Source organism: uncultured Fretibacterium sp. (assembly GCF_938030725.1).
Lineage (GTDB): Bacteria > Synergistota > Synergistia > Synergistales > Aminobacteriaceae > Fretibacterium.
The window spans coordinates 20,715-32,572 of record NZ_CALHIQ010000010.1 but is presented as its reverse complement, the minus strand read 5'-3'; the positions used below and the strand labels follow the sequence as shown (position 1 = coordinate 32,572).

Genomic DNA, 11,858 nt, shown 5'->3' with positions numbered 1-11,858 from the left:
CTCCTTGACGTTCTGGGCGCTGACGGACAGGAAGGCGGCCGGGGCGCCGGGGAGCGCAAACATCTGAGCTCCACCCGCGATCTTCGCCTTGATGCGGGCTTTCGAGGCCCCCTTCTTAATCATCTCGTCGATGATCGCCGGCACGGCCGTGTCCGCGAACTTTCCCACCTTCTCAAGGCCCTGAGCCCCGCGGCTGTTGGGGAGCATGATGTGGGCCATCCCGGCGACCTTGGCGACGGTGTCGAAGACCACGAGGCCGATGCAGGAGCCGAGGCCAAGGGTCACCAGCTTCGCAGGCGCGTTGGCGACCACCAGGTCGGCCATTCCAAGCAGGTAGCTGTTCTCCATATTTAGAGCACCTGCAGCTTTCTCAAAAGCAACTCGAGGGCTTCCGGGTCCGGGAGCATGATGATGTTGCCGGAGATCGGCTTGTCGCCCGTTTCCTCGACCTTCAGCTCCGTGTTGACCATCAGGGCCGTCTCGCCCATCTGGCCGAAGATGGAGGCCACGACGTCCAGGATGGAGGAGAGCATGTCGTGGGCCACGCCCGGCACGGAGATCTGATGCTGCGTCCCGATCAGGAGGTTGATGGCGTTCAGGAAGGAGCTCAGGATGATGTTGCCCACCTCCGTCAGAGCGCTGTCGCTCATCTCCTGCGGAAGCTCCTTCGGGATGTTGTCCGCCCCGAACTGCTGCTTCAGGAGGAGGTTCACCATCAGGTCCGCGTCCTCCTCCTTCTGGATGAAGATGAGGCTGCAGCTGAACTCCCCCAGGGACCGGACGAAGACCGCCGCCATCTGCTGATCGGGGTCCCCGTAATGGCCGGCGAGGTCGTAGATGGAGACCAGCTCCGCCTTCGGCACGTCCATGTCGATCATGCACGAGAGGAGCTTGGAGAGCGCCGTCGCCGCGTTTCCGGTGCCGATGTTGCCGACCTCCCGGATAGCGTCCAGCTGCATGTTGTTGAAAGAACTCAGGTCAAGCATGGCCACTCACCGCATTAGCCCTTGGTGGAGTAGAAGGAGGCCACGTCCAGGATCAGCGCCACGTTTCCGTCGCCCAGGATCGTCCCGCCCGTGATCCCGTCGATCTTCGACAGGAAGCTCCCCAGGGACTTGATGACGATCTCCTGCTGGCCGATCAGCTCGCTGACGATGAAGCCGATCTTGTTCTTGCCGATCTTCACCACCACGACGGGGTACTCCTCGCGGTCCTGCTCGATGCCGTCCGCGCCCAAGACGTCGCCCAGGTCGCTCAGGGAGAGGACCTCGCCCCGCAGGATCGTGGCCGGCGCGCCGTGCACCGTCTTGATGTTCTCCTTCCTGACCAGGATCGTTTCCTCCACGTTTTCGAGGGAGATGGCGTAGGTTTCATCCCCCACCTTGATGAGCAGGGAGAGGACGATGGCCAGCGTCAGGGGCAGGCGGATGTAGACGTGAGTCCCCTCGTTCTTCTTCGTCACGAGGTCGAACTGTCCGTTCAGCGCCTCCACCTTGCTCTTGACGGCGTCCATCCCCACGCCGCGCCCGGAGAGGTCCGTCACCTCCTTGGAGAGGCTGAAGCCCGGAAGGAGGACGATCTGGACGGCTTCCTCGTCGCTCATGGAGGCAGCCTGCTCCGGCGTGATAATGCCGCGCTCGACGGCCTTGGCCTTCACCCGGTTCGGGTCGATGCCCGCGCCGTCGTCCGACACCTCGATGACGACGCCGCTGCCCTCCTGATAGGCGGAGATCTTCAGGGTGCCCTTCTCGGGCTTGCCCAGTGCCTTGCGGTCAGCAGGGCGCTCGATGCCGTGGTCCATGGAGTTTCGGATCAGGTGGACCATCGGGTCCCCGATCTCGTCGATCACGGTGCGGTCAAGCTCCGTTTCCTCGCCCTCGAGCACCAGCTCGACGTTCTTCTGCAGCTGTTTGGAGAGGTCACGGATCAGGCGCGGGAATCGGTCGAAGGTGAAGGACACGGGGACCATGCGCAGCTTCGTCACCAGCTCCTGGATGTCGCCCGATATGCGGCCCAGCTGGGACAGTGGCTCGTCGAACTCCCTGAGCCGCGCTTCCTGCACCAGGCGCTCGATGCGGGCCCTGCTGATCACGAGCTCGCCCACCAGGTTCATCAGCTTGTCCAGCCGGCCGATGTCCACGCGCACCGTCTGGCTGGCCTTCTTCGCCGCGCTCTCCTTCTTCTGAGCTGCGGCGCCGGCAGGAGCCGCGGCTGCAGGAGCAGGGGCCGCAGAGGGCGCAGGCGCGGCAGGAGCAGGGGCGGAGGTCGACGCCGCAGTCGGGGCCGCGGCGGGGGTGGGCGCAGCGGCAGCGACCTCAGCCACCGGGGCAGGGGCCGGCGCCGCCTTGATCTCCTCCACGTCGGCGGAGGCGATGTCGCTGATCTTCTCCACCGCCTTCTTGATGTCCTCTGCGGACTCGGAGGAGGCGAGGTAAACCATGAAGTCGAGGTCGAACTGCTCGTTCTCAAGGCCCTCGACGGAGGGCTCCGTCTTGAAGAGGTTGCCCAGCTCCTCAAGGCGGTTGACAGCCATGTAGGCGCGGGCCGCCTTCAGGAGGCAGTTCTCCTTCAGCGTGACGCGAACGCTGAAGGCCGTCATCTTGAGGTCCTTGGCCTCCATGACCCACTCCGCCTCCTGCTGGGAGAGCTCCGAGGCGGCAGCGGGTTCGGCGGCAGCGGCGGGCGCTGCGGGTTCTTCGGACGACATTGGGGCCTCGCCGCGGAACTTCGCCACCATCTGCGAAACGTCGATGTGCGCGTCGTTTCCGCCGTTCCGGATGGAGTCCACCATGTTCTGCAGCGTGTCCAGGCCGGAGAACAGGAGGTTGATGTCCGCCTCGGCAAGCGGCTTCGTTCCCTTGCGCGCCGCGTCCAGGCGATCCTCCATCGCATGGGTCAGCCCCATCATCTGGTTGAAGCCCATGGTCCCCGCCATCCCCTTCAGCGTGTGGGCGGCGCGGAAAATTTCGTTGATGACGTCCATATCGACCATGTTCTTCTCCAGGGCCAGCAGGAGGTCGTCCAGCCTCTGAAGGTTGTCGTCCGTTTCATCCAGGAAAGCGCCAAGGTACTGGCTCATGTCCATATCCGTCATGATCTACCATCCCCAAACTCGTGATATCCAAAAAACCCTGTGCCGGAACGCCGGCACGTTCAAAAAACGCAACGTCCCTCCCCCGCGGGCCTCCGTCAAGGGTCCGGCGGCTCGGTCCGAACTCCCCGGGCCGTTATTTCACCGCCCTGATCAGGGCGTCGGGGATCTCGTTCAGCGGGAGCACCTCGTCCACGATGCCCGCCTCCACCGCCGCCTTCGGCATCCCGTACACCACGCAGGTCTTCTGTGACTCCGCGATCACCCACGCGCCCTTACGGTGCAGAATCGTGGCTCCATCGGTCCCGTCGCGCCCCATCCCCGTCAGGACGACGCAGACGGCGTTTCCGCCGAACTCGTCCGCCACACTCATAAACATTATATTCGCTGCAGGCTTGACAGACAACACCGGAGGCGCGTCCAGGAGCTCGCACACCACCGCGCCGTTCCTGCGCCTGAAGATGAGGTGGCTCCCGCCCGGCGCGATGACCACCAACCCCGGCTTGAGCTCCAGGCCGTCCGCCCCCTCCGCCACCTTCAGCGCCGAGGCTCCGTCCAGCCGCTTGGCGAAGGAGGCCGTGAAGCCCGGCGGCATGTGTTGCGTGACGACGATGGGGACGGGGAAGTTCCCCGGCAGCTTCGGGATCAGCTCGGACAGCGCCATAGGGCCTCCCGTGGAGGAGGCGATCGCCACGATCTCCCGCCGACGGGCCGACGGGCGCGGCGTCTGGGGCGCCGCAGCCAGCGACTCCAGGAGCGGTCGGGGCCGCTGCCGCATCGCCTCCGCTCCGCCCACTCCCCGCGCCAGCGAACGGACGGAGGCCGTACTGGCTGCCACCACCTTTTCGATCAGCTCCGATCCGACGCTGCGGATGTTCAGCGAGATGGAACCTGACGGCTTGCCCACGAAGTCCACGCACCCCAGGGACAGCGCCTTCATCGTGGTCTCCGCGCCCTCCTGGGTCAGGCTGCTGACCATGATGACCGGAAGCGGGGTCGTCTTCATAATCCGCTCCAGGGCCTCCAGGCCGCCCATGTTGGGCATCTCGACGTCCATCGTCACGATGTTCGGCTTGAGCTCCTTGATCTTCGCCAGGGCGTCCACACCGTCCCGTGCCGTCCCGACCACCTCGATGCGGGGGTCCGACTTCAGGATGTCGCTCAACATCTGCCGCATCAAGGCCGAGTCGTCCACCACCAGCACCCTGATCCTCCCGCTCCTGTCAATAGAAGACGTCATATCACGAACCTCGCCCGCTCAATTCCTGCTGTCGGATGAAAGCGCCCATCAGCTTCTCCGTGAAGGCAGGAAGCCCCTCGTAGACCAGGCCCGCCGAAATCCGCCCCGTTTCGTCCTTCAGGGTCTTCACCATGTCGCAGATGACGAAGAACTCCGTGCCGGAAACGGCCATCTGCAGGAGGTAGCGTGCCCTGAGGCGACACATGTCCGCCTGCTCCTTCTGGATCAGGGCACCCACTCCCCCCAGGCTGATGTCGTTCAGGAGGAGGGGAAACCAGGCCTGGGTCGGGGCCGGCAGGGGCGCCCCCCGCCTCGCGGCCTCAGCCGCCTCGTACTCCGAGTTCACCTCCAAGAGGTACGCCCGCGCCTTGATCCCGCAGGGCACGCGGACGAACATGCGCCGCTGCACCCTCTCAAGCGGCGCACCGAGCCGAAGCCACACCAGAGGGATGGGGACGTTGACGACCGTGCGCACGATCTCCGCCGGGCTCTGGTAGAAGCAGGCGTTGCCCTCCAGGCGCAGCGAGAGCTCCAAGCTGCGGGCCACGGGGAGGAGTGCCCCCTTGAACATGGGGTGCGCCATCCCCAAGAGCGGCCCATCGTTCTCCTTCGCCGGCTCGACGTCCTCAAGCCTCGAGGCGTACTTTCCCTTGTAGAGGCCGGTCGAAAAGCTCAACTCCGCCTTGGCGCCGATGAGGGAGTTGATCAGCTTTAAGTTCTTGTCTTGATCCTGTTCTGTCGCCATCGTCATTTCTCCATGAAAAAGCCCCGTGCCAGCCTCGCAAAAAAGGACCTCAGCCCCCTCGTTTCGGGCGGCGCCGTCCTCTCCTCTCCCCATTGAAGCAGCGCTTCCGCCAGCTCTCCGACGCAGCGCGACGCCGACGAGTAGGGCGAGGCGCGGTAGAATATCCCTCGGCCGCGCACCGCCCGCTCGACGCACGCATCCCGCAGCACGCAGCCCAGGTAGGAAGGAGAGCGCCCCAAAAACCGCGCGGACGCCCTGCGGATCCGGTCCGCCACGTCCAGCGCCTCCGCCCTGCTACTCGCCATGTTGACGACCAGCAGGAGCTCTCTGCCCGCCTCCGCAGGCCCCAGGGACTTGATGACCCCGTAGGCATCCCGCACCGAGGTGGGCTCCGGCGTCGTGACCAGGAGCGTCAGGTCCGCCGCATGAGCGAAGGCCAGCACCCCGTGGTGGATGCCCGCCCCCGTGTCCAGGATCAGCACGTCCGCACGGGATTCAAGGTCCTCCAGCGCGCCGAACACCCGCTGCAGTGCGTCGTCGTCGAGGTCCGCCATGGCCTTCAAGCCCACGCCCCCCGACAGCAGCGTCACGCGCTCCTCCCGCGGAACGGGCGTCAGCACCTCCGTCAGGCCGCGGCTGCCCTCCACCAGGTGCGACAGGTTGTGCTGCGGGCTGACCCCGCAGAGGAGGTCCAGGTTCGCGAGGCCGAGGTCCGCGTCCATGACGACGACCCGCCTGCCGCGATCCGCCATGGCGCAGGCCATGGACAGCGCCAGGTTGCTCTTTCCCACGCCCCCCTTTCCGCTGAGGACGGCGACGGTCCGCAGGCGGCCCCGCCGGCGGATGGCCTGACGCTTCTCCTCGACGAGGCGGCGAAGCTCCCCGGCCTGATCCCCGGCAGCGTTCATGCCGTCAGGCGCTCCCCTTCCGGCGTCATCAGGAAATCCGCGATGCGGGCGCCCGTAGCCACCTCGATGTCCTTCGGCACGTTCTGCCCCGCCGTCAGGAAGGACACCGGAAGCCCCATCTCCTGCTGGACGTTGAAGATGGCCCCATAGCTAACCGTCTCGTCCAGCTTGGTGAAGAGCAGGTGCGAGATCGGGATGTCGGGCAGACGCCTTGTCACGTCCAGCATGTCGCGGTACTTCATGTTCGCTGCCAGCACCAAATGCACCGCGTCCGGCTGAAACGCGTCGTAGAGGGACTCGAAGACCTCAAGGGTCCTCGCATCCCTCTGGGCGCGCCCCGCCGTGTCCAGCAGGACGAGGTCGGCGCCCTCGTGTCCGCTCAGGATGGACCCCAGCGCCTCCGCCTCGAAGACGACCTCGATGGGCACCCCCAATATCTTAGCATAGGTGCGCAGTTGATCCACCGCGGCGATGCGGTAGGTGTCGCTCGTGAGGAGCAGGACGCTGCGGTGCTCCAGGAGCGCCTGAATGGCCGCCAGCTTGGCGATGGTCGTAGTCTTCCCGACCCCCGTGGAACCCAGCAGCATCACCTTGCGCCCTCCCACGGCGTCCCCGCCGTCGTCCCCGGAGCAGGCGATCTGCAAGGCCAGCCAGTCCGTGAAGGGCTGAGAACGGTCGGTGGCGCCGTAGTCGGCCAGGAGCTTCCGGACGTACTTCTCGTCCACCTCCGAGGCCCGCAGGCGCTGCTCGATCTCCCGATCCGCGGCGCTCAGCCCAGCCTCCTCGGCGACGGGAGCCGCTGGAAGCCCCGCATGAAACGAAGGGGCCGCTGGGGCCGGAGCCTCCGTAGCCTGTGGCCGGGCCTGTTCTCCGCCCGCGGCCAACCGCGCAAAGAGGGCCTCCACGCGCTGAGAGAGGGCTCCCACCTCGTCCATCAGCTTCTTCGCGTCCCCCGCGGAGAGGGGAGTCGCAGAGGGGTCCGGAGCGGGGACCGAGGGCGCGGCATCCGGCTGCTGCAGCCCCTCTTGAGATATCTGCACGCGGTCACCCTCCGGCACGGCGCCCGTTCCCTGGGGGCGGTATCCCTCCTCCCCCACCGGGGCCCTGGCCGCGCCGCCCGACGTCCTGTCCTTGAACTCCATGAGCTTCTGAAAGGCGATCAGGTTCTCACGCCTCGTTTCGCCGTCGTCGCGCGCTTCCCTCGTCCGGGGCTTGGGCTTTGCCTTGCCCTCCTCCGCGCTGTCCTCGATGATCCCGGCGGTCACCAAAAGCGCCGTGCGCTGAAAGAAGCCCCACACGCCCCCGGTCCTCACCGTGCGCGTGGAGAAGATCACCGCGTTCGGCCCCAGCCGCTCCACGGCCAGGCGCATCGCGTCGGCGTCGTCCTTCGCCTCGAAAGTAATCTGATTGACCACCCGCATCGTCCGTCCCCACCGTCCCTGCAATCTACCGAAGTTAAACGCCGCGCCGGCGCTTCTGTTTCCCCGGCCTACTCCACCATGCCCACCGTCTTGATCTGCACGCCGTGCACGATCTCATTGTACGATACCACAAAAACGTTCGATATCGACCCCTCGATCAGCCGGCGGACGATGAGGCGCACGTCCGGGTGGACCAGGAGGACCGGGGGCAGGTTCTTTATCACCATGTCGTCCGCTGCGCGGGAGATCGCGGCGATCATCTTCTGCACGTCGCGGGGGTCCATGTTGAGTTGCCAGCCCCGCGCCAGGTCGCCGTCCACCCCCGCCATGATCCGCTGCTCCCAGTTGGGGGAGAGCGTCGCGGCGGTGATGACGCCGTCCGGCCCCTGGATCTTGAGGGAGATTAGTCGCGACAAGGCTTCGCGCGCCCGTTCCGTCAGGAAGTCCACGCTACGGGACGCCTTGCCATAGTCCGCCAGCGCCTCGAAGATCGTCACCAGGTCCCGGATGGGGACCTGCTCTCGAATGAGGTTCTGGAGCACCTTCTGAATCTCGCCGAGGGACAGGGAGGCCAGGAGCTCCTCCACGACGGCGGGGGCCGACTCCTTCACCATGTCCGTCAGCTTCTTGACCTCCTGCCGCGTCAGCAGGTCCGCCCCGTTCTTGCGGATGACCTCGGAGAGGTGCGTCGCCAGCACGGAGGGGGCGTCCACGACGGTGTAGCCCATGGCCTCAGCCTTGTCACGGAGGTCCGGGGATATCCAGAGGGCCGGCAGGCCGAAGGCGGGCTCCTTCGTCGGCACGCCGATCAGGTCCTCCTCGACACCTCCGGTGTTCATGGCCAGGTAATGGTCCGGCAGGAGCTCGCCGCGCCCCACCTCCGCGCCCTTGACGCGCAGGATGTACTCCGTGGGCTTGATCTGAATGTTGTCCCGGATGCGGATGGGGGGGACGACGATGCCCATCTCGACGGCCATCTGCTTGCGGATGGTCCCGATCCGGTCCAGCATGTCGCCGCCCTGGGCGGGGTCGATGAGGGGGATGATGGCGTAGCCGATCTCCGCCTCCATGGGCTCCACCGTGAGGAGCTTCATGACCTCCTCCGGGGAAGCGGGAGGGGCCTTGGGCTCCGCCGCGTCGGGAGCCCCTGCGGAAGCGGAAGGCCCGGCCGGAGCGCCGACGCCCGGCGCGGGCGCTCCTGGCACGCCCGCGGGAAGGGAGGCCTCCACGGCGGAGGCCGTTTCCTCGCGCCCCACCATGTAGCCTGTTATCCCCGTCAAAAGGGCCAGCACCAGGAAGGGCGCCGTCGGCAGGCCGGGGATCATGGCCAAGGCGAAGAGCATCGCGGACCCCAGGTAGAGGGGCCGGGTGTAGCGCGTGAAGGCCTGGACGATGTCCGGCCCCAGTTCCGAGGCCGCGGCCGCCCGGGTCACGATGACGCCCATGGCCGTCGAGAAGAGCAGTGCCGGGATCTGCCCCACCAGGCCGTCCCCCACCGTCATGAGGCTGTAGGCCTGGGCGGCGCGTTCGAGGGGCATGCCCCGCATGAAGACGCCGATGGACAGTCCCCCCACGATGTTGATCATCGTGATGATCAGCCCTGCCACGGCGTCCCCCTTGACAAACTTCGAGGCGCCGTCCATGGCCCCGTAGAAGTCCGCCTCCTTCTGAATCTCTTGGCGGCGGGTCCGGGCGCCCTGTTCGTCGATCAGGCCGGAGTTCAGGTCCGCGTCGATGGACATCTGCTTGCCGGGCATGGCGTCCAGGGTGAAGCGGGCCGCCACCTCCGCCACGCGCTCCGCACCCTTGGTGATGACCAGCATCTGAATGATCACGAGGATCAGGAACATGACGACGCCCACGACGTAGTTGCCCCCCACCACGAAGTTTCCGAAGGCCAGGATCAGCTCTCCCGCATAGCCGTTCAGCAGGATGAGGCGCGTGGTGGAAACGTTCAGGGCCAGTCGGAACAGGGTGACGATCAGGAGCAGCGTCGGGAACACGGAGAGGTCGAGCGCCCGCTTGACGTAGAAGGTCACCAGCAGGGTGACGACGCCGAGCGTTATGTTGGCCGAGAGCAGGACGTCGATGAGCCACGTCGGGAGGGGGATCACCATCATGACGACGACCAGGACCATCAGCATGGCAACGCCCACGTCCGAGTAGTTCAAGACCTTCTTCAGCATGGAGTGCTCCGCCGCCGTTTCCGCCACCCCGTCCCCGCCTCCTCGAAGGGCTGCCCTCACCCTCCGCGGCAGTACGACGAGGAGGACGAGGACGCGCTCATCACGATAATGTTCAGGCTATATCCAGATAATTGTACACGAAAGGGCCGAAAAACGCCAAAAAAATACGGGGCGCGCGTCCGACCGCGACCGAAGGTCACGGGGACGCGCGCCCCACTCGTCGATCTACCGCCGCCTGCGCAGGACGCCCGCGAGCGGCGCAAGAAGCGCCAGGGCGAGGAACGGCGTCCCCGCACTACAGCCGCTCTTGAGGTCGTCGTCCAGGTCCGGCCGCCTGGTGCCGTCCTTCCAGACGGCGCTCTTGGAGTTGACCTCCGTCCGGCCCAGGACGTCCAGGTCGATCGTCCCGTAGATGTCCACCGTCCCCGACGTGGCGGACGTCAGCGTGACGGCGTAGGTCAACCCATCCGCCCTGAAGGCGGGCAGTTTGAACGGCTCATTCACGGTGGGGGCCAGGGACGGCAGGGGAATGGGGATACGCAGCGTTTCGTGAATCTCCTCCGTCCAGGTCTTGACCCCGGCTCGGGACGTATCCAGCCGCATGTTGAGGTCGTAGCCCGTGACGAAGCGCGCGTCGCCGCTCGTCACCGTCTTGAGGTCCATGTAGCCGTCCAGCGCAAGCCTGAGCCGCACGGGCGACTTCTCGCCGTACCCCGTGCCCTCGATCAGCCAGCGGCCCGCAGCGTCCCAGGCCGCCGCGGCGGGGAGCGCCAGCAGGACGACCGCCAGGGACAGACCCAGCGCAAGGAGGCCGATCCCCCTCTTGATCGCGCTCATGACGCTCACGCCTCCGGCCTCTCCAGGACGACTTCCGTCTCGAAAGCCGGGGGGTCCGCGATGGTGCTGCGCACCGTGCAGGAGGCCTCCGCGTCCGCCACGGCCGCCTCCACCTCCTTCAACGGGGCGTCCGTCTTGACGAACACCTTTGTCCTGACGCTGTTCAGGCCGTTCTTCTCCCAATCCTCCGTGCGCGTTCCCGCCGCCTCGAGCCGCAGCCCGCTGAAGGCGATGCCGCGGGCCTCCAATCGGTCGCGGATCGTCATCCCCACGCAGCCCGCGATGCCGGCCATCAGGAAGTCCACAGGGCAGAAGCCCGACACCGGCAGGTCCTCCGACTTCATCGTGCGGCTCATCAGGAGCTTGTGACGCCCCACGGTGAACTCAAAGGAATAGGGGTCCCGCTCCTCTGCAGTCAGCTGAAACACGGCGCCTTTCTTTGCCATACGACATCTCTTTCCTTTCCTGAATTTCCCTGCGCACCCGCCCTTAGGCACTGCCTGCGGGCGCGCAGAAATTGGGGCGTAGCCCCACGTTCACGTTAAAGAAACACTCGGGTGGCCCTTAAATGTCCAGGGAACTCCTCCGCAAGGCGCTGGCGCGCCAGGCCTCCCACCGGTCCAGCACGCCCCGAAGGAAGGGGTCCAGAAGGTCGGCCGTCCGCGCCGCGATCTCCGGCGGCACGCCCCACGCGCCCTCCGCCATGGAGCAGGTGATGGCCGCCAGGGTGTCGCTGTCGCCGCCGAGGGACACGGCCAGGCGCAGGGCCTCCTCGAAGCTCTCGGCCTCCAGGAAGGCCGTCAGGGCCTCGGGCACCGTCCCCTGGCAGGACTCCACGTGGTGATAGCCCGGACGGATCTCGTCCGTGGTGCGGCTCATGTCGTAGCCGTACCAGACCGCCGCGTACTTCCGAAGCGTATCGCGAGAGCAGTCGTAACGCGCCAGCAGGACGGCTGAGGCCGTCGCCTGGGCGCCCTTGATGCCCTCGGGGTGGTTGTGGGACACCCGCGCCGTGACCTCCGCATAGCGCTCCACGTCCCTCAGGTCGTCGAACGCCCACGCCACGGGAGAAACCCGCATGGCGGAGCCGTTGCCGAAGCTGTTATAGGGCTTCGGGTCCGGCGTGGTGAGCCACATCGAGAAGCGGGAACCGTACCCTGCATAGGGGAAACGGTTGCCGAACTCCCTCATCCGCCGCACCAGGGCCGCCTCCAGCACCGCCTCGTCCGTCTTCTCTCCCCTGCCTGGCATGGCGTCCATCAAGGCCTGGGCCACGGCGAGGGTCATCACCGTGTCGTCCGTGAACCTCGAGGAGGGAGAGAAGAGGGGGAAATCCGTCGTCTTGACGTTGTTGCGATCGAACTCGTAGGGGCTCCCCACGACATCGCCCACGATCGCACCCAACATAAAAAATCACCGCCTTTCACTGC

11 protein-coding genes are annotated in these 11,858 nt (G+C 66.3%); all 11 read right to left on the bottom strand.

Annotated features, from left to right (window positions below):
• Window positions 1-348 (bottom strand): chemotaxis protein CheD (locus Q0629_RS00585; RefSeq protein ID WP_298777616.1); only part of this gene is annotated, 348 nt, incomplete at its 3' end.
• A 2-nt stretch (window positions 349-350) separates the two neighbouring features.
• Complete coding sequence (locus Q0629_RS00580; RefSeq protein WP_298777614.1) at window positions 351-986, bottom strand: chemotaxis protein CheC; 636 nt, start codon at window positions 984-986, stop codon at window positions 351-353.
• Window positions 987-1,000: 14 nt separating this feature from the next.
• The gene (locus tag Q0629_RS00575) at window positions 1,001-3,094 is read right to left on the bottom strand and encodes a chemotaxis protein CheA (protein WP_298777612.1); all 2,094 of its coding nucleotides are present in this window, start codon (window positions 3,092-3,094) and stop codon (window positions 1,001-1,003) included.
• 133 nt (window positions 3,095-3,227) lie between these two features.
• The gene (locus Q0629_RS00570) at window positions 3,228-4,331 is read right to left on the bottom strand and encodes a chemotaxis response regulator protein-glutamate methylesterase (RefSeq protein ID WP_298777610.1); all 1,104 of its coding nucleotides are present in this window, start codon (window positions 4,329-4,331) and stop codon (window positions 3,228-3,230) included.
• A 1-nt stretch (window position 4,332) separates the two neighbouring features.
• Window positions 4,333-5,076 (bottom strand): flagellar brake protein, encoded by a 744-nt coding sequence (locus Q0629_RS00565; RefSeq protein WP_298777608.1) that lies wholly within the window; start codon window positions 5,074-5,076, stop codon window positions 4,333-4,335.
• A gap of 2 nt (window positions 5,077-5,078) precedes the next feature.
• Window positions 5,079-5,984, bottom strand: a complete 906-nt coding sequence (locus Q0629_RS00560) for a MinD/ParA family protein (protein WP_298777607.1) — start codon at window positions 5,982-5,984, stop codon at window positions 5,079-5,081.
• Window positions 5,981-7,405: a flagellar biosynthesis protein FlhF gene (gene flhF / locus Q0629_RS00555; protein WP_298777604.1), complete on the bottom strand. Its 1,425-nt coding sequence runs from the start codon at window positions 7,403-7,405 to the stop codon at window positions 5,981-5,983. Before flhF ends, Q0629_RS00560 begins: the two co-directional genes overlap by 4 nt.
• Window positions 7,406-7,473: 68 nt before the next feature.
• On the bottom strand, window positions 7,474-9,618 hold the full coding sequence (gene flhA / locus Q0629_RS00550; protein ID WP_366122849.1) for a flagellar biosynthesis protein FlhA: 2,145 nt from the start codon (window positions 9,616-9,618) through the stop codon (window positions 7,474-7,476).
• A gap of 198 nt (window positions 9,619-9,816) precedes the next feature.
• Complete coding sequence (locus tag Q0629_RS00545) at window positions 9,817-10,428, bottom strand: Synerg-CTERM sorting domain-containing protein (protein WP_298777602.1); 612 nt, start codon at window positions 10,426-10,428, stop codon at window positions 9,817-9,819.
• Window positions 10,429-10,433: 5 nt separating this feature from the next.
• Window positions 10,434-10,874 carry an OsmC family protein gene (locus Q0629_RS00540; RefSeq protein ID WP_298777600.1) on the bottom strand — a complete coding sequence of 147 codons (441 nt, stop codon included), beginning with the start codon at window positions 10,872-10,874 and terminating at the stop codon, window positions 10,434-10,436.
• A 118-nt stretch (window positions 10,875-10,992) separates the two neighbouring features.
• Window positions 10,993-11,835, bottom strand: a complete 843-nt coding sequence (locus Q0629_RS00535; RefSeq protein WP_298777598.1) for an ADP-ribosylglycohydrolase family protein — start codon at window positions 11,833-11,835, stop codon at window positions 10,993-10,995.
• Between the last annotated feature and the right edge of the window lie 23 nt (window positions 11,836-11,858).